The sequence below is a fragment of the Brevundimonas sp. genome, from assembly GCF_046295595.1.
Lineage (GTDB): Bacteria > Pseudomonadota > Alphaproteobacteria > Caulobacterales > Caulobacteraceae > Brevundimonas.
The window spans coordinates 125,132-149,946 of the sequence record NZ_JBKBMX010000003.1; the positions used below are offsets into that span (position 1 = coordinate 125,132).

At 68.3% G+C, this 24,815-nt stretch carries 29 protein-coding genes; 19 read left to right on the forward strand and 10 right to left on the reverse strand.

Translation table 11 applies throughout. The features are described 5' to 3' along the window. The first annotated feature begins 42 nt into the window (after window positions 1-42). Together ACK4JY_RS03045 and ACK4JY_RS03050 are read left to right on the forward strand one after the other, a co-directional pair. Entirely contained in the window at window positions 43-1,560 is a 1,518-nt protein-coding gene (locus ACK4JY_RS03045; RefSeq protein ID WP_409602735.1) for a sensor histidine kinase, read from the forward strand. Next, window positions 1,557-1,934: a response regulator gene (locus ACK4JY_RS03050; RefSeq protein WP_409602736.1), complete on the forward strand. Its 378-nt coding sequence runs from the start codon at window positions 1,557-1,559 to the stop codon at window positions 1,932-1,934. Before ACK4JY_RS03045 ends, ACK4JY_RS03050 begins: the two co-directional genes overlap by 4 nt. A 124-nt stretch (window positions 1,935-2,058) precedes the next feature. Here ACK4JY_RS03050 and ACK4JY_RS03055 read toward each other — a convergent pair whose 3' ends face one another. Together ACK4JY_RS03055 and ACK4JY_RS03060 are read right to left on the reverse strand one after the other, a co-directional pair. Then, the gene (locus ACK4JY_RS03055) at window positions 2,059-3,642 is read right to left on the reverse strand and encodes a phytoene desaturase family protein (RefSeq protein ID WP_409602737.1); all 1,584 of its coding nucleotides are present in this window, start codon (window positions 3,640-3,642) and stop codon (window positions 2,059-2,061) included. 161 nt (window positions 3,643-3,803) lie between these two features. Then, on the reverse strand, window positions 3,804-4,658 hold the full coding sequence (locus tag ACK4JY_RS03060) for a DUF817 domain-containing protein (protein WP_409602738.1): 855 nt from the start codon (window positions 4,656-4,658) through the stop codon (window positions 3,804-3,806). 168 nt (window positions 4,659-4,826) lie between these two features. On the opposite strand from ACK4JY_RS03060, the gene ACK4JY_RS03065 reads away from it, so the two are divergent. From ACK4JY_RS03065 to ACK4JY_RS03075, 3 genes are read left to right on the forward strand one after another with little or no spacing between them, the layout of a single operon-like run. Further along, window positions 4,827-6,977 (forward strand): TonB-dependent receptor, encoded by a 2,151-nt coding sequence (locus ACK4JY_RS03065; protein ID WP_409602739.1) that lies wholly within the window; start codon window positions 4,827-4,829, stop codon window positions 6,975-6,977. Continuing rightward, the gene (locus ACK4JY_RS03070) at window positions 6,887-8,071 is read left to right on the forward strand and encodes a PepSY-associated TM helix domain-containing protein (protein ID WP_409602893.1); all 1,185 of its coding nucleotides are present in this window, start codon (window positions 6,887-6,889) and stop codon (window positions 8,069-8,071) included. Before ACK4JY_RS03065 ends, ACK4JY_RS03070 begins: the two co-directional genes overlap by 91 nt. Continuing rightward, window positions 8,041-8,265: a hypothetical protein gene (locus ACK4JY_RS03075; RefSeq protein ID WP_409602740.1), complete on the forward strand. Its 225-nt coding sequence runs from the start codon at window positions 8,041-8,043 to the stop codon at window positions 8,263-8,265. Before ACK4JY_RS03070 ends, ACK4JY_RS03075 begins: the two co-directional genes overlap by 31 nt. Here the strand turns inward: ACK4JY_RS03075 and ACK4JY_RS03080 are convergent. Next, the gene (locus ACK4JY_RS03080) at window positions 8,262-9,158 is read right to left on the reverse strand and encodes an AraC family transcriptional regulator N-terminal domain-containing protein (protein ID WP_409602741.1); all 897 of its coding nucleotides are present in this window, start codon (window positions 9,156-9,158) and stop codon (window positions 8,262-8,264) included. The genes ACK4JY_RS03075 and ACK4JY_RS03080 overlap by 4 nt on opposite strands. A gap of 153 nt (window positions 9,159-9,311) precedes the next feature. Between ACK4JY_RS03080 and ACK4JY_RS03085 the strand changes: the two genes are divergently transcribed. Beyond that, entirely contained in the window at window positions 9,312-10,199 is an 888-nt protein-coding gene (locus tag ACK4JY_RS03085; RefSeq protein WP_409602742.1) for an oxidoreductase, read from the forward strand. Between the two features lie 6 nt (window positions 10,200-10,205). On the opposite strand, the gene ACK4JY_RS03090 is transcribed toward ACK4JY_RS03085, so the two are convergent. The 3 genes from ACK4JY_RS03090 to ACK4JY_RS03100 are packed head-to-tail and all read right to left on the reverse strand — an operon-like array spanning window position 10,206 to window position 12,582. Further along, complete coding sequence (locus ACK4JY_RS03090; protein WP_409602743.1) at window positions 10,206-11,369, reverse strand: glutathionylspermidine synthase family protein; 1,164 nt, start codon at window positions 11,367-11,369, stop codon at window positions 10,206-10,208. A 6-nt stretch (window positions 11,370-11,375) separates the two neighbouring features. After that, entirely contained in the window at window positions 11,376-12,119 is a 744-nt protein-coding gene (locus ACK4JY_RS03095) for a PspA/IM30 family protein (RefSeq protein ID WP_409602744.1), read from the reverse strand. A gap of 16 nt (window positions 12,120-12,135) precedes the next feature. Continuing rightward, window positions 12,136-12,582, reverse strand: coding sequence for a YjfI family protein (locus tag ACK4JY_RS03100; RefSeq protein ID WP_409602745.1), 447 nt, complete (start codon window positions 12,580-12,582; stop codon window positions 12,136-12,138). 312 nt (window positions 12,583-12,894) lie between these two features. On the opposite strand from ACK4JY_RS03100, the gene ACK4JY_RS03105 reads away from it, so the two are divergent. Genes ACK4JY_RS03105 through ACK4JY_RS03120 form a run of 4 tightly spaced genes read left to right on the forward strand, consistent with a single transcriptional unit; the run spans window position 12,895 to window position 15,661 of the window. Further along, window positions 12,895-13,938 carry a potassium channel family protein gene (locus ACK4JY_RS03105; protein ID WP_409602746.1) on the forward strand — a complete coding sequence of 348 codons (1,044 nt, stop codon included), beginning with the start codon at window positions 12,895-12,897 and terminating at the stop codon, window positions 13,936-13,938. A gap of 5 nt (window positions 13,939-13,943) precedes the next feature. After that, a complete protein-coding gene (locus tag ACK4JY_RS03110) occupies window positions 13,944-14,591 on the forward strand; it encodes a YjfK family protein (protein WP_409602747.1) in 648 nt (215 codons plus the stop codon). Between the two features lie 22 nt (window positions 14,592-14,613). Then, the gene (locus ACK4JY_RS03115) at window positions 14,614-15,027 is read left to right on the forward strand and encodes a DUF350 domain-containing protein (protein WP_409602748.1); all 414 of its coding nucleotides are present in this window, start codon (window positions 14,614-14,616) and stop codon (window positions 15,025-15,027) included. Window positions 15,028-15,031: 4 nt separating this feature from the next. Continuing rightward, on the forward strand, window positions 15,032-15,661 hold the full coding sequence (locus ACK4JY_RS03120; protein ID WP_409602749.1) for a DUF1190 domain-containing protein: 630 nt from the start codon (window positions 15,032-15,034) through the stop codon (window positions 15,659-15,661). Between the two features lie 10 nt (window positions 15,662-15,671). Here the strand turns inward: ACK4JY_RS03120 and queF are convergent, their stop codons facing one another. Next, the gene (gene queF / locus ACK4JY_RS03125; RefSeq protein ID WP_409602750.1) at window positions 15,672-16,133 is read right to left on the reverse strand and encodes a preQ(1) synthase; all 462 of its coding nucleotides are present in this window, start codon (window positions 16,131-16,133) and stop codon (window positions 15,672-15,674) included. A 217-nt stretch (window positions 16,134-16,350) separates the two neighbouring features. Here queF and ACK4JY_RS03130 point away from each other — a divergent pair, with 217 nt between their 5' ends. The 8 genes from ACK4JY_RS03130 (at window position 16,351) to ACK4JY_RS03165 (ending at window position 20,889) form a co-directional block, all read left to right on the forward strand. Continuing rightward, window positions 16,351-17,277, forward strand: a complete 927-nt coding sequence (locus ACK4JY_RS03130) for an NAD(P)H-dependent flavin oxidoreductase (protein WP_409602751.1) — start codon at window positions 16,351-16,353, stop codon at window positions 17,275-17,277. A gap of 47 nt (window positions 17,278-17,324) precedes the next feature. Further along, the gene (locus ACK4JY_RS03135) at window positions 17,325-18,026 is read left to right on the forward strand and encodes a TorF family putative porin (protein ID WP_409602752.1); all 702 of its coding nucleotides are present in this window, start codon (window positions 17,325-17,327) and stop codon (window positions 18,024-18,026) included. A gap of 38 nt (window positions 18,027-18,064) precedes the next feature. Further along, window positions 18,065-18,295: a hypothetical protein gene (locus ACK4JY_RS03140; RefSeq protein WP_409602753.1), complete on the forward strand. Its 231-nt coding sequence runs from the start codon at window positions 18,065-18,067 to the stop codon at window positions 18,293-18,295. A gap of 171 nt (window positions 18,296-18,466) precedes the next feature. Beyond that, window positions 18,467-18,679 (forward strand): cold-shock protein, encoded by a 213-nt coding sequence (locus ACK4JY_RS03145; RefSeq protein ID WP_168049003.1) that lies wholly within the window; start codon window positions 18,467-18,469, stop codon window positions 18,677-18,679. Between the two features lie 206 nt (window positions 18,680-18,885). Beyond that, on the forward strand, window positions 18,886-19,497 hold the full coding sequence (locus tag ACK4JY_RS03150; protein WP_409602754.1) for a fasciclin domain-containing protein: 612 nt from the start codon (window positions 18,886-18,888) through the stop codon (window positions 19,495-19,497). A 222-nt stretch (window positions 19,498-19,719) separates the two neighbouring features. Beyond that, complete coding sequence (locus ACK4JY_RS03155) at window positions 19,720-19,932, forward strand: cold-shock protein (RefSeq protein WP_168049007.1); 213 nt, start codon at window positions 19,720-19,722, stop codon at window positions 19,930-19,932. Between the two features lie 100 nt (window positions 19,933-20,032). Continuing rightward, window positions 20,033-20,293, forward strand: coding sequence for a hypothetical protein (locus ACK4JY_RS03160; protein WP_409602755.1), 261 nt, complete (start codon window positions 20,033-20,035; stop codon window positions 20,291-20,293). A 74-nt stretch (window positions 20,294-20,367) separates the two neighbouring features. Next, on the forward strand, window positions 20,368-20,889 hold the full coding sequence (locus ACK4JY_RS03165) for a hypothetical protein (RefSeq protein WP_409602756.1): 522 nt from the start codon (window positions 20,368-20,370) through the stop codon (window positions 20,887-20,889). On the opposite strand, the gene ACK4JY_RS03170 is transcribed toward ACK4JY_RS03165, so the two are convergent. From ACK4JY_RS03170 to ACK4JY_RS03180, 3 genes are read right to left on the reverse strand one after another with little or no spacing between them, the layout of a single operon-like run. Beyond that, window positions 20,890-22,056 carry a cystathionine gamma-synthase gene (locus ACK4JY_RS03170; protein WP_409602757.1) on the reverse strand — a complete coding sequence of 389 codons (1,167 nt, stop codon included), beginning with the start codon at window positions 22,054-22,056 and terminating at the stop codon, window positions 20,890-20,892. A 2-nt stretch (window positions 22,057-22,058) separates the two neighbouring features. Continuing rightward, window positions 22,059-22,811: a dienelactone hydrolase family protein gene (locus ACK4JY_RS03175; protein WP_409602758.1), complete on the reverse strand. Its 753-nt coding sequence runs from the start codon at window positions 22,809-22,811 to the stop codon at window positions 22,059-22,061. Between the two features lies 1 nt (window position 22,812). After that, the gene (locus ACK4JY_RS03180) at window positions 22,813-24,216 is read right to left on the reverse strand and encodes a pyridoxal-phosphate dependent enzyme (RefSeq protein WP_409602759.1); all 1,404 of its coding nucleotides are present in this window, start codon (window positions 24,214-24,216) and stop codon (window positions 22,813-22,815) included. 123 nt (window positions 24,217-24,339) lie between these two features. On the opposite strand from ACK4JY_RS03180, the gene ACK4JY_RS03185 reads away from it, so the two are divergent. After that, the gene (locus tag ACK4JY_RS03185) at window positions 24,340-24,783 is read left to right on the forward strand and encodes a DUF1622 domain-containing protein (RefSeq protein WP_409602760.1); all 444 of its coding nucleotides are present in this window, start codon (window positions 24,340-24,342) and stop codon (window positions 24,781-24,783) included. The last annotated feature ends 32 nt before the right edge of the window (window positions 24,784-24,815 follow it).

Below are 24,815 nucleotides of genomic sequence, written 5' to 3' on the forward strand. Positions count from 1 at the left end.
GCGATCACGGCGTTGGTTCGATGCGCACGGGCGGGGACGGGTTTGAAGGAACTGGCGAAATCAGGCGGCCTGGCGGTCGAACTGGCGAGTGCGTTCGACGCCTCGCCGAATCCTTATGTGCTGCTCACGCCGGAGCTCCGCATCGCCGGGGTCAACCAGGCCTACCTGGACGTCACCAACAGTACTCGCGCCGCCATTATCGGCGAACCGCTGTTTTCGGCGTTCGACTCGGGGCCCGGCGACGAGGCGCCCGAGAACGTACGCCAAGTCCGGGCGTCGCTGGAGCGCGCCCGCGACAGCCGCCAGCGCGACCACCTGCCGCTCGTCAAATTCCGTATCCCCCGGCCCCTCGAGGACGGAAGCAAGGTATTCGAGGACCGCTACTGGAGCGCCACCCACACGCCGATACTCGATGACGCCGGCAAGGTGAGGTTCATCCTTCAGCACACCACCGACATCAGCGAACTGCAGCGGCTGCGCGAGCGCAGCCGCGCGCCGGAGAGCGCCAGCGCCATCGACGTCATGCTGGGCGGCGCCGTCCTCGGTCGCGCCGAACAGGTGCAGGAGGCCAATCGCCGCCTTGAGACCGAGCGTAATCGCCTGATGGACATGTTCATGCAGGCCCCCGGTTTCGTCGCCGTCCTGTCGGGGCCCGACCACGTCTTCCAGATGCACAACGCCGCCTATGCCCAGCTGATCGGGCACCGGGACATCTCCGGCAAGCCCGTGCGCGAGGCGCTGCCCGAGGTCGTCAGCCAGGGTTATTGGGAGTTTCTGGACAGCGTCTACGCCACCGGCGAGCCGCACCAGGGCCGCGCCAGCGAGCTGCAGCTGCAGCGCAAGCCGGGCTCGTCGCTGGAAACCGTATATCTGAACTTCATCTATCAGCCGATCCGCGACGCGACCGGCGCCGTGGCCGGCATCTTCGTTCAGGGCTACGACGTGACCGAAACGGTCCGCTCGACCGATCGACAGAAGCTGATGATCGACGAGCTGAACCACCGGGTGAAGAACACCCTCGCCACGGTCCAGTCGATCGCCATGCAAACCGCCCGTTCGCATGGCGATCCCCACACCTTCGCCGCGGGCTTCCAGGCCCGCCTGCTGGCCCTGTCCCACACCCACGACCTGCTGACCCGCAGCCACTGGGAAGGGGCCGACCTCGACGCCATCCTGCAGCACGAGACCGAGGCGCACGGCAGCACCCGGGTCTCGGTCAACGGCCCGCACGTCGCCCTGCCGCCCGCCGCGGCGCTGTCGCTGGGCATGATCTTCCACGAACTGGCCACCAACGCCGCCAAATATGGGGCGCTGTCCGCGCCGGACGGACGCGTCCTCGTCGACTGGGCGCTGGCCGACCAGACCCGCCCCCGGCTCCAGCTCGTCTGGCGCGAGGTCGGCGGCCCCTCGGTCACGCCGCCCGGCCGGAAGGGTTTCGGCAGTCGACTGATCGAACGCAATGTTCGCCATGATCTGGCCGGCGAGGTCGAACTCGACTACGCAGACAGCGGATTCACAGCGACATTTTCAATTCCACTGGACAGGGAGCAGGGCCAATGAGCCAGGCGTTTGCAGGCCGTCGCGTTCTCATCGTCGAGGACGAATCCCTTGTCGCCATGTTGCTGGAGACCATTCTCGAGGACATGGGCTGCGAACCGGTCGGTCCGGCGGCGACCGTGGACGAGGGTCTCGAGCTGGTCGCCGATCCCGCAGCGATCGACGCGGCCCTGCTCGACGTCAACGTCGCCGGCCGCCAGGTCTTCCCGGTCGCCGAGGCGCTGAAGGCGCGTGGCGTGCCGTTCGTCTTCTCGACCGGCTATGGCGAAGGCGGCCTGCCCGACGAGTGGCGCGGCCAGCCGACCCTGCAGAAGCCCTTCACCGAAGCCGCCGTGCGCGACGCGCTGATGACGGCGATGGGTCTGGCGGACGTCTGAAACGAGGCGGCAGGCAGCAGGCAGCAGGCAACAAGTGCGGCGAATCTCGCGGTAGCGGCGCATGTTGGGGGCAGACCTCTACCTGCTGCCTGCTGCCTTCTGCCTGCTGCCTGCTGCCTGAGCCCTACCGTCCCAGATCCTTCACCACCGCCCGCGCCGCGTTATGACCCGGCGCCCCGGTGACCCCGCCGCCCGGATGGGCCCCCGAGCCGCACAGGTACAGTCCCGGAACCGGCATCCGATGATCGGCGTGGCCCAGCACCGGCCGGGCGCTGAACAGCTGGTCCAGCGACAGCCGGCCGTGGAAAATGTCGCCGCCCACAAGTCCGAAGCGCCGCTCCAGATCGCGCGGCCCCAGCGCCAGCCGCCCCACCACCGAGGCCTTGAAGCCTGGCGCATGGGCGTCGACCGTGTCGATCATCAGATCGGCCACCGTGTCGCGGTCTGTATCCGCCAGATTGGGCGAGACGTGTTGGCAGAACAGGCTGGCGACATGCTGTCCCGGCGGCACCAGGCTGTCGTCGAGGGTCGAGGGGATCAGCATCTCGACGATCGGCTTTGACGACCATCCGTTCAGCCGCGCCTCGGCATGGGCCCGGTCCATGTATCCCAGCGACGGGGCGATGATGATGCCAGCCGTCAGATGGTCGCCGCTCCCCGGCAGGGCCGTGAAGTCCGGCAGTTCCGACAGCGCCACATTCATGCGGAAGGTGCCCGACCCCGACTGGTAGTTTCCGATCCGCTCGCGGAAGTCGGCCGGCACCACGGCGTCATCGACGAACCGATCGAACAACAGCCGGGGATGCAGGTTCGAGACCACGGCCCGGGCCTGCACCACGTCGCCGGCTTCGGTCACTGCCCCGACCGCCCGGCCCTTCTCCGTCAGCACTTCGGCGACCGGCGCCTCCAGCCGCACCTCGACCCCGACCGCGGCGCAGGCGGCGGCCATGGCCTGGGTGATCGCCCCCATGCCGCCGATGGCGTGGCCCCAGACGCCCTTCTTCCCGTTCACCTCGCCGAACACGTGGTGCAGCAGCACATAGGCCGAGCCCGGCGTGTAGGGGCTGGCGTAGTTGCCGACGACGCTGTCGAAGCCGAACAGGGCCTTGACCGGATCGCTCTCGAACCAGCCGTCCAGCCAGTCGCCGGCCGATTTGGCGAACAGGTCCAGCAGGTCGCGCCGACCCTGCGTGTCCAGCCCCGCCGCCTGCCGCCCCAGCGACGCGCCCTTCAGCAGCTCCGGCAGCATGGCCATCCAGCCGCCCTCGACCACATTGGGCGGCGCCCTCAGGATCCAGTCGCGCAGCACCCCGGCCACGACCTCCAGCCGCCGCTCGTACTCCGGCAACCGCGCCGCATCCCGCGGCGAGAATTTCGCCACCTCCGCCTGCGTCCGCCCCTCGCCGGCCAGCAGATAGCGCCCGTCGTCGAACGGCAGAAAGTTGGACGCCTTGCGCTCGACCACCGTCAGCCCGTGCCGGGCGAGCGCCATGTCGGCGATGACCTTTGGATTGAGCAGGCTGACGGTGTAGCTGGCCGTGGAGTTGCGGAACCCCGGATGAAACTCCTCGGTCACCGCCGCCCCGCCGACGACGCGCCGCCGCTCCAGCACCGTCACCTTCAGCCCGGCCTTCGCCAGGTAGAAGGCGCAGACGAGGCCGTTGTGGCCCCCGCCGAGGATGACGACGTCGGTTGTGGTGGTGGTCATCGACATTTCTTCTTTCGTCATCCCGGCGAAAGCCGGGACCGGGCGGCGCCGAAGCGTAGCGGAGGCGAAATGCCGGATACAGCCGTGCGCTCGACAGCTTCGCGCTCTCGCGCGCCGCCGGGTCCCGCGGTCTCGCTAGGCTCGCCACGGGATGACGAACGCTAGGGCTCCGCCTCCGGCCGATGCACCAGCGACACCAGCACCACGCTGATCATCATCAGCAGGAACCAGCTCCCCAGCTTGGCCAGCGACACCGGCTCCCAGCCGTCCTCCTGCCCCGGATAGACCCAGGCCTGGGCCCAGGTGCCGAGGTTCTCGGCGAACCAGATGAACAGGGCCACGAGGAAGAACCCCAGCAGGAACGGCATCGACCGCCGCCTCCGGTCCGGAGTGAAATAGAACCAGCCGCGCCCGAACAGCACCGCCGTCAGGGCGAACAATCCCAGCCGGACGTCCGGTAGCCAGTGATGGGCGAAGAAGTTAACGTAAATGGCCGCCGCCAGCCCCCACGTCGTCCACAGCGGCGGATAGTGGCGAAAGCGGATGTCGAAGATGCGCCAGATGCGCGCGATATAGCTGCCCACCGCCGCATACATGAAGCCCGAGAACAGCGGCACATCGCCGATCCGCAACAGCGACGGCTCGGGATAGAGCCATGACCCGGCGGCGGTCTTGAACAACTCCATGATCGTGCCGACGACGTGGAAGACGAGGATCACCCTCGCCTCCTCCCAGCTCTCCAGCTTCAACGCCAGCATCGCCGCCTGGATCGCCACCGCCCCCAGCACGAGGAAGTCGTAGCGCGCGATCGGCGCCTGTTCCGGCCACCACAGCCGGGTTCCGATCAGCAGCGCCAGCATCGACGCGCCGAACAGGCAGGCCCAGCCTTGCTTGATTCCGAACATCAGGAACTCGAAGCCATACCGGCTCCAGGCTCGCTGGTCGGCCCGGATCTGCAGCCGCCCCAGCCAGTGACGGCCCCAGGTTTCAAGCGGAAGACGGCGCGGTTCGGTCATGGGGCGAGCCTAGCCGCAAAACGCGGCCGGCGCGTATCGGAACGGTCGGGGAAAAGTTCCGGCCGCGGCATTTTCACAACCCGGCGCGACTTCGGTCGCACCCGGCTTGAAGGCGTGGCCGTCGTCGTATATTGCGACGCGTTCTCATTCTCTGAAAGCGCCTCCCCCATGTTCCGGTCCCTCCTGCTCGCCTCCTGGTGCGCCGCCCTTCTGACCGCCCCCGCCATGGCCCAGGACGCCGACACGACCGATCTGGACGAGGTCATCGTCACCGGTTCGCAGGTCGCCCTGACCTCGCCCTATGCCGGCGGCCAGGTCGCGCGCGGCGGCCGGGTCGGCCTGTTCGGCGCGATGAACACCATGGACACGCCCTTCGCCTCGACCAGCTACACCGAGGAACTGGTCCGCAACCAGCAGGCCCGCAGCGTCGGCGACGTGCTGCAGAACGATCCGGCCGTGCGGGTGTCCAAGGGCTTCGGCAATTTCCAGGAGCTGTACGTCATCCGCGGCTTCCCGGTGTACTCCGACGACATGACCTACAACGGCCTGTACGGCATCCTGCCGCGCCAGTTCGTGGCGGCGGAATTCCTCGAGCGGGTCGAGGTCTTCCACGGCGCCACCGCCTTCCTGAACGGCGCGGCCCCGGGCGGCAGCGGCGTCGGCGGGGCCTTCAATCTGACACCCAAGCGCGCGCCCGACCGCGACCTGAACCGGCTGACGGCCGGCCTCGACGGCGAGAGCGAACTGTATCTGGCCGCCGATCTGGCCCGGCGGTTCGGCGCCGACAACGCCTGGGGCGGCCGTCTCAACATCGCCCGCCGTGACGGCGAGGCCGGCGTCGAGGGCGAGGACCGCCAGCTGACCGCCATCGGCCTCGGCCTGGACCGCCGCGGCGACCGCGCCCGCTTCTCCGCCGACATCGGGTATCAGGACCACCACATCGACGCCCCGCGTCCGACCGTGACGCCGGCGGGCGCCGTCCCCGCCGCCCCCTCGGCCGAAACCAATTTCGCCCAGCCGTGGACCTATACGGATGAGCAACAGCTGTTCGGCGTCGCCCGCGGCGAGTTCGACCTGAGCGACACCGTGTCCGCCTGGGCGGCCGTCGGCGGACGCCAGGGCGAGGAAGCCAATGTGCTGGCCAATCCGACGGCCCAGCCGGACGGAACCCTCAGCGCCTACCGCTTCGACAACACCCGTGAGGACACTGTGTGGTCGGGCGACGTGGGCGTCCGCGCCGAGCTGACCATCGGCTCCATCGACCACCGGATCGTCGCCTCGGCCTCGCAGGTCCAGTCGAAGTCTCGCAACGCCTACGCCTTCTCCGACTTCGTCGGCTTCGCCAGCGACCTGTACGCCCCGGTCATGGTCGCGCCGCCGACGCCTGACTTCTTCATCGGCGGCGATCTCTCGGCTCCGAACGTGACCGAGCGCGTCGACAACGCCAGCCTCGCCCTCGCCGACATGATGTCCTTCATGGACGGCCAGCTGCTGGTCACCGCCGGCGTCCGCTATCAGGAGATCGAGACCCGGACCTACGACTACAACACCGGCGCACCGCTCTCGGCCTACGAGGGCGATGCGGTCACGCCGGTCTTCGCCGTCGTTTACAAGCCAGTCGAGCAGATTTCGTTCTACGCCAACTACGCCGAGGCCCTGATCCCCGGCCAGATCGCCCCGGCCCTGAGCGGCGGCGCGCCCGTCTCCAACGCCGGCGAGGCGCTGGACCCATTCCAGGGCGAGCAGGTCGAGGTCGGCATGAAGTATGACACCGGCCGCTTCGGCGGCAGCGTCAGCCTGTTCCGCTCCACCCTGGCCAGCGCCTATGTCGAGAACGGCGTCTTCGCCGCCAATGGCGAGCAGGAGAACACCGGCCTGGAGATCGCCTTCTTCGGCGAGCCGCGCGACGGCCTGCGCGTGCTCGGCGGCTGGACCTGGCTGGATGCCGAACTGACCCGCACGGCGGGCGGAACCTTGGACGGAAACCGCCCCATCGGCACGCCTGAACTGCAGGGCAACGTCAATGTCGAATGGGACGTGCCGCAGCTGGCCGGCCTGACCCTCGAGGGCCGGGCGGTCCATACCGGCGAACAGCCGGTCGACGCCGCCAATGCGGCCGAGCTGGACAGCTGGACCCGGTTCGACGCGGGCGTCCGCTACGCCGCCGACATCGGCGGCCGCCCGGTCACCCTGCGCGCCCGCGTCGAGAACCTTGCCGACGAGGATCACTGGGTCGCGGTCGGCGGCTATCCGGGAGCCAACTATCTGACGCTGGGCGCGCCGCGCACCTTCCGCCTGTCGGTCTCGACGGACTTCTGAACCGGATGAAGACCCGCACCCTCCGCGTCTGGTCGTGGGTCCATAAATGGTCGAGCCTCGTCTCGACCATCTTCCTGCTGATGCTGTGCCTCACCGGCCTGCCGCTGGTGTTCACCCATGAGCTGGAACACGTCCTGCTCGACGAAGCCTGGGCCCCGGCCAATCCCGACGGCGAGACCCTGAACCTCGATCAGGTCCTCGCCACGGCCCTGTCGCGCCATCCCGGCGATGTCCCCGCCTTCATGTCATTCGACGAGGACCGGCCGGTGGTGAACGTCACCACCCGCGCCCCCGACGCCCCGGCCGGCCAGTACAATTTCCAGCCGATCGACCGGACCAGCGGCGATCCGGCCCCGCCGGTCGCCGGGCACCCGGTGCTGGAGTTCCTGCTGCAGCTTCACACCGACCTGTTCCTCGGCCTCGGCGGCATGCTGTTCCTCGGCGCCATGGGGCTGCTGCTGATCGTGGCGGTGGTGTCAGGCGTCGTGCTCTACGCCCCCTTCATGCGGCGGCTGCCGTTCGGCACGCTGCGGCTCGAGAAGGCGGCCCGCACCCGCTGGCTGGACTGGCATAATCTGCTGGGGATCGTCACCGTGGCCTGGGTGCTGGTCGTCGGCGCGACCGGGGTGGTCAACACCTTGGCCACGCCGATCCTCGCCTACTGGAAGGACACGGCCCTCGCCGATCTGACCGCCGCCCATGCGGCGCCCGCCGCCCCCGGCGAATGGGCCTCGCTGGACGCCGCCGTCGAGCGGGCCAAGGCCGCCCTGCCCGGCCGCACCCTGCAGTTCGTCGCCTTCCCCGGCACCCAGTTCTCGACCGACCACCACTACGCCGTCTTCTTCCACGGCGACACGCCGCTGACGACCCACCTGACCACCCCGGCCCTGATCGACGTGCGCACCGGCGAACTGGCGGCGGTGGCCGAGTCGCCCTGGTATGTGAAGGCCCTGTCGCTGTCGCAACCGCTGCACTTCGGCGACTACGGCGGCCTGCCGCTCAAGATCGTCTGGGCCCTGCTGGACCTCGCGACCATCCTCATCCTCGGTTCGGGCCTCTATCTGTGGCTGACCAAGAAGCGGCGCGCGGCCTGATGCGCGGCAGCTTCTCCCTCGCCGCCATCTTCGGCGCGCCCTTGGCGCTGGCGGCGCTCAGCCTGATCGGCCTCGTCGGAGCCCTGCTGGCTGACGGCCTTTGGGACGGTCTCGGCGCCGGCCTGCTGGGCGCGAGCCTCGCCACGATCGTCTGGGCGCGCCTGCGTCGCCGCCCGGTCGGCCACCGCCGCTAGATCGCCACCGCCAGCGACGGATCGGCCCGCAGCCGCTCAAGATCCCGGCCCGGCGGCTGGCCGAACAGACGGCTGTATTCGCGGCTGAACTGGGACGGACTGTCATACCCGACGGCGAAGCCGATCGCCGCCATGTCCCGGCGCCGGCTGAGCAGCAGGTTGCGCGCCTCCTGCAGCCGCACCTGCTTCTGGTACTGCAGCGGGCTCATCGCCGTGACCGCCTTGAAATGGCGATGCAGCGACGTCTCGCTCATCCCCGCCACCTCGGCCAGCCGTTCGACCCGCATCGGCTCGGCATAGTGCCGGCGCAGCCAGCGGATGGCCCGGCGCACCTGCTCCAGCCGCCCGCCCGCCGATCCGATCTGCCGCATCATGTCGGCCCGCTCGCCGGTCAACAGCCGCCACATCAGCTCGCGCCGGATCATCGGCGCCAGCACCGCCGCCTCGTTCGGCCGGTCCGCCAGCCGCACCAGCCGCGTCACCGTATCGATCAGGTCCGCGTCCATGTCGCTGACCGCCAGCGCCCGCACCGGCGCCGTCTCGGGCGCGGCGCCCCCGGTCTCCGCCAGCAGCTCGGCGATCATCGCCGGGTCCAGCGGTATGCCGACCGCCAGATAGGGCGCTTCGATCACCTGGCCACTGACCGGCAGATCGGCCGACACCACCAGATACTGGCCCGCGCGATAGGCATGGGTCTCGGCCCCCAGGGTGGTGTTCTTGGCGCCCTCCAGAATGATGCAGAGCATCGGCTCATAGACCAGCTGCTGCGCCTCGGTGACGGTCGTGCTGCCGATCAGCTGCAGGCCGGGCAGGAGCACGGGCCCGACACCTTCCGGCCAGGGCTCCCCGAGATGCCGCCGCACCAGGGCGGCGAGTTCGTGCAATCCGTTCATGGCCCCACCCAAGCCCTGACCGCGCTCAAACGCAAGCGACCGGTCCGCTGCGCCGATCACCTTGGTGGGATCGTGCAAGAGTCTGGCGCGATCGATCTACGGCCAATCGGGCGCGGCGGCGCATAACGGGGCTCCCGATCCAAGGAGCCTGCCATGACCGCCCCCACCCCCAAAACCTGGTTCGTCACCGGCGCCTCGCGCGGCCTCGGCGCCGCCATCGTCCGCGCCGCCCTCGACGCCGGCGACCGCGTCGTCGCCACCGCCCGCCGCCGCGAAGCCCTGACGGAGACCTTCGGCCCCGACAGCGACACCCTGCTGTCCGTGGCCCTCGACGTCACCCGCCCGGACGCGGTGCAGGACGCCGTCGAGGCCGCCCTGGCCCGCTTCGGCCGCATCGACGTGCTGGTCAACAACGCCGGCTACGGCCATCTGTCGATGTTCGAGGAGTCGACGGCCGCGGACGTCCAGGCCCAGTTCGACACCAATGTCTTCGGCCTGATGCACGTCACCCGCGCCGTCCTGCCGGCCATGCGGGCGCAGCGCTCGGGCCGCATCTTCAACGTCTCCTCGGTCGGCGGCATCGTCGGCGGCGAGAGCGGGACGCTGTACTGCACCTCGAAATTCGCCGTCGAGGGCTTCACCGAATCCCTCGCCGCCGAGGTCCGCCGCTTCGGCATCCACGCCACCGTGGTCGAGCCCGGCTTCTTCCGCACCGACTTCCTCGAGCCGAGCTCGGTCCGCCACGGCTCGCAGGCCATCCCCGACTACGCCGAGGCCGCCGCCGCCCTGAAGGCCTTCTACGACGGCCGCAGCCACAATCAGGCCGGCGATCCGGCGAAGCTGGGCCAGGCGTTGGTCGCCCTCGCCGAAACGCCGGAACCGCCGACCCGCTGGGCCGCCGGCACGGACGCCATCGGCATGGTGCAGGGCAAGATCGACAGCCTGCAGGCCGAGCTGAACGCCTGGCGCGACCTGTCCGCCTCGACCGACGGCGACTTCGAATTCGCCCCGGAGCCGGTCAACACGACGCAGTGGGGCTAACGGTCGTCAGTCCCGGATGAAGTGCGGCACGAAACGAGACGTGTTGCGGGTGATGCGGCCGGGGTCCTCGCGCAGGGCGATCCCGGCCGGCTCGTCGCCGACCAGCCACGAGCCGATGATGACATGCTGGCCGTCGAACAGCGGCGGGGCGTGCAGGGCCTGACGGATGTGCGAGCCCTCGCCATAGCCGGCGTCCAGCCCCTCCTCCCGCGCCGCGCCCTCGACGATCGAGATATTGGCCCCCTCGCGCGAAAACAGCGGCTTGCGCACATAGGCGTCGCCCAGCGTCGCATGCGCCGGACCGCTCTCGAAGAAGGAGGCCAGCAGGTTCGGATGCCCGGCGTGCCGCTCCCACAGCAACGGCAACAGCCCCTTGTTCGACAGCAGGGCCTTCCACGCCGGCTCCAGCACCGTCACCTCCGCCTTCGGCAGGGGTTCGGCGTAATCGTCGCGCAGCATCTGCTCCCACGGATACAGCTTGAACATCGCCCCGATCAGCCAGTTCTCGTCGTCCACGAAGCGGCCGTCGGCGTTCAGCCCGATCTGGTCGATGGCGACGAATTTGGGGTCCAGCCCCGCCTGCCGGGCCAGGTCCTCAAGGAAGCGCACCGTCTGCCGGTCCTCGACGAACTCCGGGTCCGACGAGAGATGCACGAAGCCGCCGTCGGGGAAGATGGCGCGGAAGCGGGCGATCAGCTTCTCGTACAGGCTGTTGAACTGGTCGGCGTCGGCCGGCAGTACGCCGCTGGCGATGCCGTCCTCCAGCCACAGCCACTGGAACACCGCCGTTTCGAACACGCTGGTCGGGGTGTCGGCGTTGTATTCGTACAGCTTGGCCGGCCCCGTGCCGTCATAGGCGAAGTCGAACCGGCCGTAGAGCGACGGCTCGCCCCGCTTCCAGCTGTCGGCGACATAGTCGCGCGACGCCTCGGGGATCTCGAGCAGAGTCATCAGCCGCTCGGACCCTGACGCCTCGTCGACGAGGTCGAGGCACATCTGGTGCAGCTCGGCCGTCGGCGCCTCCAGCCCCTCCTCGACCTCAGTCAGGGACAGGGCGTAGGCGGCGCTTTCGTCCCAGTACCGTTCGCCGGAATCATGGTGCCAGGTGAAGCCGACGGCCTCGGCGCGGGCCTGCCAGTCAGGCCGCGGAACCAGCGACAGACGTTCCATATCGCCTCAGGCCGGGTCTTTGGAGGCCGGAACCGACGTTCCGATCTGCGGCGTCACCACCTTGATCTCCTGCGCCGTCAGCCGGGCCAGGACGTCGTCGGCCGAGGCGTGGCCGGGCAGGATGCCGGCGTCGCGCAGCTTGGCGTCGAGGTCGGCTCCGGTGCGCTTGTCCTCGAACTCCTGGCCGACGCGCAGCCGCTCTTCCTGGATGGCCTGGCGCTGCTTGATCCGTTGCAGGCTGTCGGCCGCCGAACCGATCCGCGAATGGGCCCCGGCGGACTGCAGCGCGACCGAGGTCTGGGCCTTCTGCACCGAGTCATTGACCTTCACGATGTCGATCTCGCGCCGGAGCGTCTCGATCTTCTGGTCGGTGGTCGAGATGGCGGTGCGCAGGCGGGCTTCCGCCTCCTTCATGCCCTCGATGAGTGGCCCGCGCGTGCCGATCTCGGTCTCCAGCTCGGCGATCCGGCCGGCGACCTCGCGAGCCAGGTCTTCCTTGCCTTGCGACAGGGCGGCGCGAACCGAGCTTTCGTATTTGGCGATCTGGTCGCCGAAGCTCTTCAGTTCGTTCTCGGCCATGCGGCGGCGCGCCACGAGGCCGGCGAGGTCGTCCCGGGCCTTGCCCTGGGCGGTATCGGCGTCGCGGATTTCCTGATCGAGGATCTTCAGCGCATTGGCGTCGACCACCGACTGGCCGGCCTCGTGGGCGGTGCCGCGGAACAGGGCGGAGAGTTTGGCGAGCATGGACATGAGTTTCTCTCCCGGATCAGGCGGCGTCGGCGCCGAAGGTTTCGCGCAGGTCGGTCGCGTCGATGGCGTTCTCGGCGAGGGTGCGCAGTTCGATCAATATGGTCTGAAGCGTCGTCTTGCACGACAGTTCACCCATCAGCTCGTAGACCTCTTCGTTGTTCACCGCGGTGATGGCGAAATTCGACAGCGGCACGATGCGCTGGGCCTTGAGCAGGAATTCGTTGAAGGCGTGACGGTCGGCCTGTTCGGCCACCGGCCACAGCAGCACCGAACAGACGATCTGCGCCCCGCCGACGCTGAGGTAGATCGGCAGGTCGCCATACTCATGCATGGTCGCCAGCAGCACGGGCTCGGCGCCTTCCAGCACCCGGGTGGTCAGTTCGCCCTCGCGGACCAGTTCGGACGCGTCCAGCGCGGCCTTGATGGCTGGTACGGTCCAGGCGGTTTCGATCACGGCGTCCATGGGGGGGCTTGCTCCAGAAGGATCGGTTGAAAGGCTTCGACGCGGGCGCCGGACGATATCGGGACCGCGCGTGGACTCGGTGACGATGGCGTGGACCGCCGCCCTCACATCGTCACGGGCGGCGTCCGGAACCCAGAACTCCAGCTTGACCATGCCCGCCTCGCGACGGGCCTTGCGCCACGCACGTATGCGCTCATTCGCCGGCGACAAGGAGGGGGAAGTCGGATTACGCATGTTTCATGTAACGCGTAACAGGTACGCTTGACTTTGCCTAGCCGTCTGCGATGTCTGGCGTCCAGCCAAGGGGATGGCATGCTGCTGCCGCGAATGAAACTGGCCGTGATCTTCGACCGGGCGTTCCACGCCATGGCCGATATGCAGTGGCGGATGCTGGGCGGCCTCATTGTCTTCCACGCCCTTTCGTCCTGGCTGTTTGTGGCCATGGCGGGCGAGACTGAACTGCGCGCGCCGACGACATTCTTCTACTGGTATGCGACAACCGCCTACACCGTCGGCTACGGCGACCTCTCGCCGCAAAGCGAGGCCGGGCGGCTCGTCACCGCCCTCTGGATCTTTCCGGGCGCGATCGCCGCCTTCACCACCATCGTGGCCAAGATTCTCGCGGCCATCGGCGAAATCTGGCGGGTCAGACGATCCGGCAAGGGAGACTATTCGAGGATGACCGATACGATCCTGCTGATCGGCTATCACCTGACGCGCACGCCCAAGATGATCAACGAGCTGTGCGCCGAACTGAACGCCGACCAGACCCTGGTCCTGCTGACGCGACAGGCCGTGGCCGACCTCGATCCGCGCATTCGCTATGTCCAGGGCGAAAGCCTGACCTCGATGGACGCCCTCGCCCGCGCCGGCGCGGCCAGCGCCAGCCGGGTGCTGGTCTACGCCAGCACCGACGCCGACACCCTGACCGCGACCCTGGCCGCCTCAGCCGCAACGCCGGAGTCCGCCCACATCGTCTGCTATCTCGACGACGCCGACAGCGCCCGCCTGCTGGCCCAGCACTGTCCACAAGTGGAGATCATCCTCTCCTCCGGACCGGAGATGCTGGCCCGCGCCGCCCGCGACCCCGGCGCCAGCCACGTGATCAGCGCCCTCACCAGTCATCTGGACGACGCCGCCACCCTGTTCAGCCTGACGTGGCAGGGAGCCGGACAGCCGTTCGGCGCCCTGGCGAAGCGGCTGCTGGATCAGCGCGCCACCCTGCTGGCCCACCAGCCACAGAGCGTGAAATCGCCGCGTTTCAATCCTCCGCTCGAAACGACCGTGGAAGCCGGCGACCGCTTGTTCTATGTATCGGCCACGCGCCTCGACCTACCCGGTCTGGCCGGACTTTAGGCCCGATGTTCAAGAAGCTTTTTGGATCTCCGGACAAGGCGGCCCCCGCGCCGGGCCTAGCCGTCGTGCGCAACATCACTGTCGGTCGCACCGTGGCCCTCGATCCGCTGGCCTGGCGCCGGCTGGGCGATGAGACGCATTTCAGCCTCGACCGCGACGCGCTTGAGATCACCGCCCAGGGCGTGGTCCAGCTGGACGACGGCCCGTTCGTGCATCGCTTCTACACCGACGACCACGTCATGCTGCAGGCCATGAGCGACGACGCCGAGGGCGCCGCGGCCTATGACTTCACCCTGTTCACGCCGTGGTCCTCGGCCTACCCGCCCAACGACGGCGCGCGCCGGGCGTGGGCGGACCGGCTGTCCGAACCGGTGTTCAAGGGCGCGCCCGAGGGTCTGCCGGAATATCCCCGATTCTGGTTCTCCGAGACCGACGCCCGCCAGCCGCCGGTCAAGCTGTGGGAGACGATCTATGACGACCGCGCCGCGACCGAGCCCTATGCCAAAATCTACCAGACCTGCATGCTGTACGCGCGGGAGCTGGCCGGGGGCCGAGAGCTGATGATCGCCATCGAGCAGGAGCCCGAGGGCGGCGAGGCGACACACGAGATCATGATCGGCATCCCGCTGGACATGGCCGAATTCCGCGCCTGACGGCGCCCGAGGGGACAGAACGATGCTCGACTGGTTCGCATTTCAGACGGGGGCGATGGCCTTCCTGATCGCCTTCGCGGCGGCGATCGTCTTCTTCTCGGCGTTCAAATTCGTCTACCAGCTGATCACGCCGTATCACGAGCGCGAGCTGATCCGGCAGGGCAACACCGCCGCCGCCGTCGCCCTCGGCGGGGCCCTGATCGGCTATGTCCTGCCGCTCGCCTCGGCCCTGTCGCAGACCGTCAGCCTCGCCGAGTTCGCCGCCTGGGCCCTGCTGGCCGGGGTCATCCAGATCCTCGCCTTCATCGTCGTCAGCCGGGTGCTGTACAAGGCGCTGGCCTCGCGCATCGAGGCCGGCGAGCTGGCCGCGGGCGTCTATCTGGCCTCCATCTCCATCGGCGTTGGCCTGCTCAACGCCGCCTGCATGACGGCCTGATCCGATGAGCGAACCCGTCCTCCCCGAAACCCTCCCCGAATCGACCACCATGCGCCGGCTGAAGCGGTCGCGGACGCTCCAGGTCACCAGCCTGATGGCCACCGTCAGCTTCTCCATGGCCGCCTGCGGCTCGCCGCAACGCAGCGTCCCCGCCGCCGAACCCGATCCGGCCCTGGCCTATACGTCGACCGCCGAGTGCAAGGCGGCGAACGACGTCACCGACGCCGAATGCGACACGGCCTATGCCGAGGCCCAGCGCCAGGCGGCCGAGAGCGCGCCGCGCTATGCGACCCAGGCCGAATGCGAAGGCGAATGGGGCCCGGAACAGTGCCGGCCGCTGAACAACACCAGCGGCGGCGGGTCCTTCTTCGGCCCGCTGGCGACCGGCTTCATCATCGGCCAGCTGCTGAACGGCGGCTATCGCGGCGGCGGGCCGCTGTATCGCGACCGCAACGGCCAGTTCTCCAACGGCTACGGCGGCGGCTATCTCTCGCGCGACTACCGGACGGGCCGCACCGTCGCCAACCGCAACGACGTCGACGTGGCGCGCAAGGCCCCGGTCCGGGCCCAGAGCCGCACGGCCGTGGTGTCGCGCGGCGGCTTCGGCGGCGGCGGCCGCGGCTACGGCGGCTAGGGCCCCTGCCCTAACCCCGTCCGCGATAGGTCGGCACGCCCTGGTCGGGCAGCCACAGCCCCTCGGGCGGGGCGCCCGTCTGCCAGAAGACGTCGATCGGAATGCCGCCGCGCGGATACCAGTAGCCGCCGATCCTGAGCCATTTCGGCTGCAGCAGGTCGGCGATCTTCCGGCCGATGGCCACGGTGCAGTCCTCGTGGAAGGCGCCGTGGTTGCGGAAGCTGGTCAGGTACAGCTTCAGCGACTTGCTCTCGACCAGCCAGTCGCCCGGCGCATAGTCGATGACGATATGGGCGAAGTCCGGCTGGCCCGTCACCGGGCACAGGCTGGTGAACTCCGGCGCGGTGAAGCGGGTCAGATACAGCGTATCCGCATGCGGATTGGGCACCCGCTCCAGCTCGGCGGTGTCCGGCGACGCGGGTTGCGGGGTGTGCTGGCCGAGCTGATGCAGGCCTGAGGTGTCAGTGGTCATGCGCGCGATGTAGCCGGTTCGCCCGTCGGCGTCATCCAGTGGCTAGTGGCTAGTGGCTAGTGATTGCTGTCCAACCGTCGGCGGAAGGGCGGCGCGGACCCTGCGGTCGCACCGGCGGTGGCCAGCCACTAGCCACTAGCCACTAACCACTCCCTTCCGGTTGCCTTCCCCCGCGACACCCCGCTATCCGTAGCGAAAGACAACCCGGGGAAACGTCATGGCCATTCCGGCTTCGCTGCAAAACGGACTCACGCTGCCGGTCATCGCCGCGCCGATGTTCCTCGTCTCCGGCCCCGACCTCGTCGTCGAATGCTGCAACGCCGGCGTCATCGGCACCTTCCCGTCGCTGAACCAGCGCACGACCGAGGGCTATCGGGAGTGGCTGCAGGAGATCAAGTCGCGGCTCAAGCCTGACGCCGCCGCCTTCGGCGTCAACCACATCGTCCACCCGACCAACCCCCGGCTGATGGCCGACATGATGGTCTCGGTCGACGAGAAGGTGCCTCTCATCATCACCTCACTCGGCGCCGTGCGCGACGTGGTCGAGGCGGTGCACGGCTATGGCGGCGTTGTCTTCCACGACATCGCCAACGTCCGCCACGCCCGCAAGGCGGCCGAGGCCGGCGTCGACGGCCTGATCCTCGTCGCCAATGGCGCCGGCGGCCACGCCGGGGTGGTCAATCCCTTCGCCCTGGTCGAGGAGGTGCGCGCCTTCTTCGACGGGACCATCATCCTGTCCGGCTGCCTGTCGACCGGCCGCGACGTCGCCGCCGCGACCATGCTGGGCGCCGACTTCGCCTATATGGGCACCCGTTTCATCTCGACGACGGAGTCGATGGCCCAGGGCGAGTACAAGCAGATGATCGTCGACGCCGGGGCCAGCGACATCACCTACACCCCCGCCGTGTCGGGCATTCCGGCCAATTTCCTGACGCCCTCGCTGGTCGCCAACGGCATCGATCCGAAGAGCCTGCCCGAGCACAAGCTCGACATGGGCGACGAGGCGCGGGCGTGGAAGACGGTCTGGTCCGCTGGCCAGGGCGCGGGCGGCGTGCATGATATTCTGCCTACGGAGCAACTTGTCGGCCGCCTTCGCGACGAATATGCAGAGGCCTGCGCCGTTTTCGACAAGAAGCGGTACTAGAGCGGCCCGCTTCCGGGCCCTCCGGGCCTGACAAGAAGCGACGATTGATGATCCGCACCCTGACGACGACCGCCGCCGCCACCGCCCTGCTGGCCCTCGCCTCGCCCGCCACCGCCCAGGATCCCGCGCCGCCCGCCGGCTCCTGGTCCTTCGTCGTCGGCGCCGCGACCGACAACCGCTCCAAGGGCGCCTCCAAATCGGATGGCGACCCCTTCGTCTGGGGCGCGGCAGAATGGGAGAGCGCCTCGGGCCTCGTCTACGCCGGGCCATCGTTCGAAACGATCAAGTCGTCGGGGTCGGAGCTCGAGGTCGCGCTCTCCGCCGGCGTCCGCCCGTACGTCGCCGGCTTCGACTTCGACCTGAACGTCAAGCACAAGTGGCAGGTCGACGCCGATCCCGCGGCCGACGACGACGCTTGGGAATTCACCGCCGACATGAAGCGGTCGATCGGCCCGGCCAGCGGCCGTCTGCGCGTCCAGTACTCGCCCGACAGCACCGGAGCCACCGAGGCCTGGACCTGGGTCGAGGCCCAGGCCAGCTGGGACTTCACCGACAAGCTCTACGCCTCCGCCGCCATCGGCCGGCGCGAGCAGGACAACAGCCTCAACTACACCGGCTACAACATCGGCGTCGCCTGGGCCCTGACCCGCAATCTCGAGGCTGACCTGCGCTGGCACGGCACTAACGCGGACATTCCCGGCGAACAATATGCCGATACGCTGGTCGCCGGCCTCAGTCTTGCCTTCTGACGCTCGCAATCGCGCCTTGCCGTACCTATCTTCACTGTATGACTCATAGACCCACCACCCTCGAACGCGCCTACGAACTCGCCCGCGAAGGTCGATGCCGCACCGTCAGCGACATCAAGCAGGCCCTTTCGTCCGAAGGGTTCGAACGCGTCCAGGATTCCCTGTACGGCCCGACCCTGAGCGCCGCCCTGCGCAAGCTTTGCCAGGAAAACTACATCGCCCCTGACGAGCCGGTCGCTGAACAGCCGACCGAAGACGCCGCCACCTGAGCCGCGCCCGGGGCCTTGATTTCGCCGCCGGAACCGTCCACAACTTCGTCGTCGATCTCTTTCTGCGAAACGCCACCCTCTGCTTTCGCACTGAGGTCTAGCCGCTCCTTTTAGACCCGACAGGCCTCCAGGGGCTGTTCCCTGAGGCCAACGCCAAACGGAGGTCTAATCATGGCTACCGGCACTGTGAAATGGTTCAACGGCACCAAGGGCTACGGCTTCATTCAGCCTGACGACGGCGGCAAGGACGTTTTCGTCCACATCTCGGCCGTCGAACAGGCGGGCCTGCGCGGCCTCGATGAAAACCAGAAGGTTTCCTACGAAATCGAGCGCGACAAGCGTTCGGGCAAGGAATCCGCTGGCCAGCTGAAGACCGAGGGCTGACTTCAGGCGCCGGTCTCCGGCGCATGATTTCGAACGGCGGCGGGGCCCAGGCTCCGCCGCCGTTTTGCTGGCCGGCAGGCCGCCCTTACGAAGCAGGCGCCGCCGTGGATGTCGGGTGTGGCCAGTGGCCGCAACCATGATCCATCGGCCACCCGCCCTCGTCTTTGTCCCTGAGCCGTATTGACGGCCGCTCAGGAGAGACACCCATGACCCTCACCCCCCAACGCACCCTTCTCGCCGCCGGCGTCGCCGCCTGCGCCATCCTCGCCGCCGCCTGCTCCGCCGCCGAAACCCCGGCCGCCGAAACCACCGAGGCGGCCCCCGCCCCGGCCCAGGAAGCCGTCATGGTCGGCGGCGCCGAGATGCTGCCCGATCGCACCATCGTCCAGAACGCCGCGGACTCGGCCGACCACACCACCCTGGTCGCCGCCGTGACCGCCGCCCGCCTCGTCGAGACCCTGTCCGGCCCGGGCCCGTTCACCGTCTTCGCCCCGACCAACGCCGCCTTCGCCAAACTGCCGGCCGGCACGGTCGAAGGCCTGGTCGAGCCCGCCAGCAAGGACGCCTTGACGAAAATCCTGACCTATCATGTGGTCGCCGGCCGGGTCACCGCCGCCCAGCTGATCGAGCAGATCAACGCCGGCGGCGGCAGCGCCGCCCTGACCACCGTCGAGGGCGGAACCCTGACCGCCTCCCTGCGCGGCGATTCCGTCATCCTGACCGACGAGACCGGCGGCGTCGCCACCGTCACCCAGGCCGATGTGCTGCAGTCGAATGGCGTGGTCCATGTGACCGACACCGTCTCGATGCCCAACTAGGGACGACAGGCCGGGCCGCTTCCTCGCGAGGCGGCCCGGCGCTTTCCTGCCGCTTGCCCCTTGCTATTGCCCGGGAAAGGGCCCAGTTAAGGTCTCGTCGATCTCTTGCGAAACGCTGCTGCCCTTTGCATCGCGCACCGAGGTCCAAAGCCGATCCATTCAGACCCGACAGGCCGATCCGGAACCTCTTCCGGCGGTCAACTGCTAGCGGAGGTCCTGAAAATGGCTACCGGCACTGTGAAATGGTACAACTCCACCAAGGGCTATGGTTTCATCGCCCCCGATGATGGCGGCAAGGACGTTTTCGTCCACGCTTCGGCCGTCGAAGTTTCGGACCTGGGTTCGCTCAACGAGAACCAGAAGGTCTCCTACGAGATCGAGCGCGACTCGCGTTCGGGCAAGGAATCGGCCGGTCGCCTGAAGGCCGCCGAATAGTTTCCGACACGCGACCCTGCTGGACCTGAGTCCAGCTGACGGAAGGGCCGGCCGCCGAACGGGCGCCGGCCCGACTGTTTTTCATCTCCAGGAGAACGCGATGACCCCGCTGGCCGAAAAGCTCCCGACCATGAGCGACGCCGACCTCAAGGCCCTGCGCGCCAACGCCGCCCGCCTGTCGGACTCCGGCTCCGCGGTCCAGATGAACAGCGCCGCCGAAATCCTGCCGCTGATCGACGCCGAATTCGAACGCCGCGCCGCCGCGCCCTCGACCACGGTCAAGAAGCCCCGCGCGCCGGCCAAGAAGAAGGTCGTGCCCGCCTCCGGCCACCAGACCGCCCTGCCCTCCAAGGCGGCCTGACCCCTTCCGTCGTCCGCTCCTCCCTGCGATGATCGCGATTGCCGCGACGCCTCGCGGACTCGGAGGCGGCAAACATGATCCTGACGACGACATTGGCCGCTCTGGCCACGCTCGTGTTGACCGACCCTGACCCGCTCGCACCGGGTCGCAAGGGAGAGGTGCAGTGCCACGAGCCCGACGTTGAACTGAAGACGTGCGAATCCATCGGCTCCTATCGGTTCGAACCGGACGGTCGGATCGTGAGCAAGGCCGAGCTCGTCATCAACGATGGTGTGCGGATATCGGTTATCGCCGAGAGCGAGGTCTATGTTCGGAATGGCGCCGAATGCTCGTCAGACCCGCTGGCTCCCGATCAGGTTCTTTCCATCGAGATCGACGGCCAGGCCTTGTCAGGCGAAGAACTGGGCACGGTTAGCGAGGAACTGGTGACCGCGCTGAACGAGGCGCTCGGCGATGGCGAGTTCTGCTCGACCTACCATCCGAAGCCCGACGGGTCGATGGTGGTGCTCTCGACCGTGGCGGGCCAGCCGCGTCCGGACCTCACCTCGACCGCGCGTTGGGTTAGCCGTGAAGACGGTTGGCGGCTTCGGCCCTGATCACCCCAGGGCCTGATCCAGATCCGCGATCAGATCCTCGACCTCTTCCACCCCCACCGACAGCCGGATCAGGCTGTCCGTCACCCCGCCCGCCTCGCGCAGCTCTTTCGGCACCGAGGCGTGGGTCATGATCGCCGGGTGGTTGACCAGGCTCTCCACCCCGCCCAGCGACTCCGCCAGGGTGAAGACCTGAACCCGCTCCAGCACCTGTTTGGTCCGCGCCAGATCGCCGTCGATGATGGCCGTGACCATGCCGCCGAAACGGCCGTTCATCTGCCGCGCCGCCAGATCGTGCTGCGGATGGCTGATCAGCCCCGGATAGATCACCTGCGCGATCCCCGCCCGCTCCTCCAGCCAGCGCGCCACGGCCAGGGCGTTCTCATTGTGCGCCTTCATCCGAAGCCCCAGCGTCTTCAGCCCGCGGTTGGCGAGGAAGGCGTCGAACGGGCCCATCACCCCGCCGACCGAGTTCTGCAGAAACTTGATCTCCTTCGCCAGCTCCGGGTCCGCCGTCACCAGCGCGCCGCCGATGATGTCGGAGTGGCCGTTCAGATATTTGGTCGCCGAATGCATCACCACATCCGCCCCGAGGGCCAGCGGCTGCTGGCTCCACGGCGTGGCGAAGGTGTTGTCGACCACCAGCAGCAGACCATGCGCCCTGGCGATCTTCGACAGCGCCGCGATGTCCGCCAGCTTCATCAGCGGATTGGTCGGCGTCTCGACCCACAGCATCTTCGTCTTCGGCGTGATCGCCGCCTCGACCGCCGGGGGATCGCTCAGATCGACATAGGCGAAATCCAGCCCCATCGACCGCCGCCGGACCCGCTCGAACAGCCGCCAGCTGCCCCCATACAGGTCGTCGCCGGTGACGATGTGCGAGCCCGCATCCAGCAGCTCCAGCGCTGTCGAGGTCGCCGCCATGCCGCTGGCGAAGCCGAAGCCATGCGCGCCGCCCTCCAGGTCGGCCAGACAGGCCTCGAACGCCTCGCGCGTCGGGTTCTTGCCCCGGGCATACTCATAGCCCTTGTTCACGCCCGGGCTCTCCTGGGCGTAGGTCGAGGTGGCGTAGATCGGCGTCATCACCGCGCCGGTAGTCGGGTCAGGACGCTGTCCCGCATGGATGGCGCGGGTCGAGAACCCCTGGGCGTTCCTGATCGGGGGGGCCATGGTCAGGAGGTAGGCGCCAGCCGAAGGTCAAAATAGGCGCGGGTTTTCTCGAACACGGCATCCCAGGTCGCCGGCTCGAACTCGGGCAGGGTCGCCGGCACCGATTCGACGGTCACGTCGATATCGCGTTCCCGCAACGTGACCGCCAATTGTTCGGCCGCGTGAAGCGGGGCGGCCGGGTTGCGATCGCCAGCGATCAGCAGCAGCGGCGGGCTTCCACGGCCACGCTCGGCGCGCGCGCCGGCGCTCACGACCACGACGGCCCGGGCCGCGATGCCGTTCATGGCGTTGGCCAGGGCCAGACTGCCGCCGCGCCCATGCCCCCAGACGCCGATCCGGTTGGCGTCCACGCCTTCGATGCCGGCCAGCTTGACGATGGACTCGTCGATGGCCTGCAGCCACTTGTCCCGCATCATCGGGTCGTTGACAGCCCGCGGATTGACCGCGTCGTAATAGCTGGGCGCGATCACCGTATACCCACAGGTCACCAGCCGGCGGATTTGCGTCGAATAGCGTTCGATGTCGCGCTGGATGCCTTCGCGGTCATGCAGGATGACGATGCCGGCGCCGTTGGGGCGCGCGGGCCGGTAGAGCAGCCCCTGAAGCTCGCGTCCGCGAGAGGTGACCGTGGTCCGCTCGACGGTGCCCGTCGGGGTCGCCGTGGGCGACATGCAGTCCGCGGCGTCCTGCGCCATTGCGGTCATCGGGGCGGCCGTAAGCGCGGCGGCGATCAGGAGACTCCGGGCGAGGCGCATTTTATCGATTCAGACTCAGATGATTGATGAGATCGGAGCGCGTTATAAGCCCCACGAATTGCTCGCCGTCCAGCACGATGGCGACACGATCGCGGTCGAAAAGCGGGATCAGCGCCTCAAGCGGCTCCGCTACCTGCACCGTATCCAGATCGCGCGTCATGACCGACCTGACCAGGGCGCGGAATCGCGCCTCACGGGTGATGTCGTCGGTGTGCATCGCCTGCACGATGTCGCTTTCGTCCACGATTCCGACCAAGCGGCCGTCATCGATAACCGGAAGTTGGGACACGTCCGCGCCCTTCATCCGCTTGAAGGCAGTATCGAGGGTGTCTTCGGGGCCGATGACTACGATGTCCCCCGCGTCATATTTGCGGCTGATCAGATCGGACAGGTCACCGTGCAACTCCCGCTCGCCCAGTCCCTGATCGGCCAGCCAGGCGTCGTTGTAGACCTTGGACAGGTATTTGGCCCCGGTGTCGCAGACGAAGGTCACGACCCGCTTGGGCTCCGTCTGTTCGCGGCACCAGCGCAGGGCGGCGGCGATCAACGTGCCGGAGGACGACCCGGCCAGCACGCCCTCCTTCAGCAGCAGATTGCGCACTGTGGCGATCGCCTCGGCGTCGGGGATGGAGTAGGCGACGTCGATCAGGCTCATATCAGCCGTGTCCGGCACGAAATTCTGCCCGATGCCCTCTACGGTATAGCTGCCCTCTGGCCCCGGGACACCGTCGTTGACGATGCCGGCCAGGGTCGAGCCAACCGGATCGGCGAGGATGATTTTGGCGTCCGAGCCGACGCTCTTCAGAAACCGGCCGATGCCGGTGATGGTCCCACCCGAGCCGATGCCGGCGACGAATGCGTCGAGCTTGTGGTCCATCTGCTCCCAGATCTCGGGACCGGTGGTCTCGAAATGGGCGAGGGAGTTGGCGTCGTTGGCGAACTGGTTGACGTAGAAGCCGCCCGGGATCTGCTGCGCCAGCCGCTCGGCCATGTCGGTGTAGTACTCGGGATGGCCGTGCGGCACGTCCGAGCGGGTCAGGCGGACATCCGCGCCCATGGCCCTGAGGTGCTGGATCTTTTCCTTGGACATCTTGTCCGGGATGACCAGCAGCACCTTGTACCCCTTGGCCTGACCCACCAGCGTCAGCGCCAGACCGGTGTTGCCGGCCGTCGCTTCGACGATGGTCCCGCCCGGCTTCAGAAACCCCTCCTGCTCCGCCGCCGCGATCATCGACAGGGCGATGCGGTCCTTGATCGAGCCGCCGGGGTTCTGCGATTCCAGCTTCAGAAACAGGCGGCATGGGCCGGCGTCGATCTTCGTCACCTCGACCATCGGGCTCCGGCCGATCAATTCCAGCAGCGAGGCGGTCGGAGCGGACAGCACCGGCGTGGGGGCGAGGGACATTCAGAAAACTCCGTGGGCATCGCAGGCCCGGAAGCTGGTCGTCCCGACGTCCAAGGTCAAGGCGAGGTCGGCGTCCGGAACCAATCGATCGCCCTCGCGATGCTCCTGTGAGGAGGATTGCGCATGAGCGGCGCCGGCCTGTCCGAAAACGGATTCCTGATCGAATGGGCCCGGCACGCGGCCACGGTTCTTGAGATCTTCGGGGTCGTCGTCATCCTGCTGGCGGTGGCGATCTCGGCGGTCGCCTACGTCCGGACGGGCGTCAGCGCGGGCGACTGGTCTAAAGCCTATGGCGGCGCGCGCGCCAATCTCGGTCGCGGCATCCTGCTCGGCCTCGAGCTGCTGGTCGGCGCCGACATCATCGCCACCGTCACCGCGCCCCTGACGTTCGAAAGCGTGGCGATGCTGGGCGGGGTCGTGCTGATCCGCACCTTCCTCAGTTTCGCGCTGGAAACCGAGATCGAGGGCCGCTGGCCCTGGCGACGTTACACCCCCGAACGCAGCGCGCCCGACCGACCGCCGCCCCGCCGCGAAGAGGACAGGGCGGGCGACCAGCCCGCCGCCTGAACCTGACAACCTTCACCGCTTCTCCCGCGCGC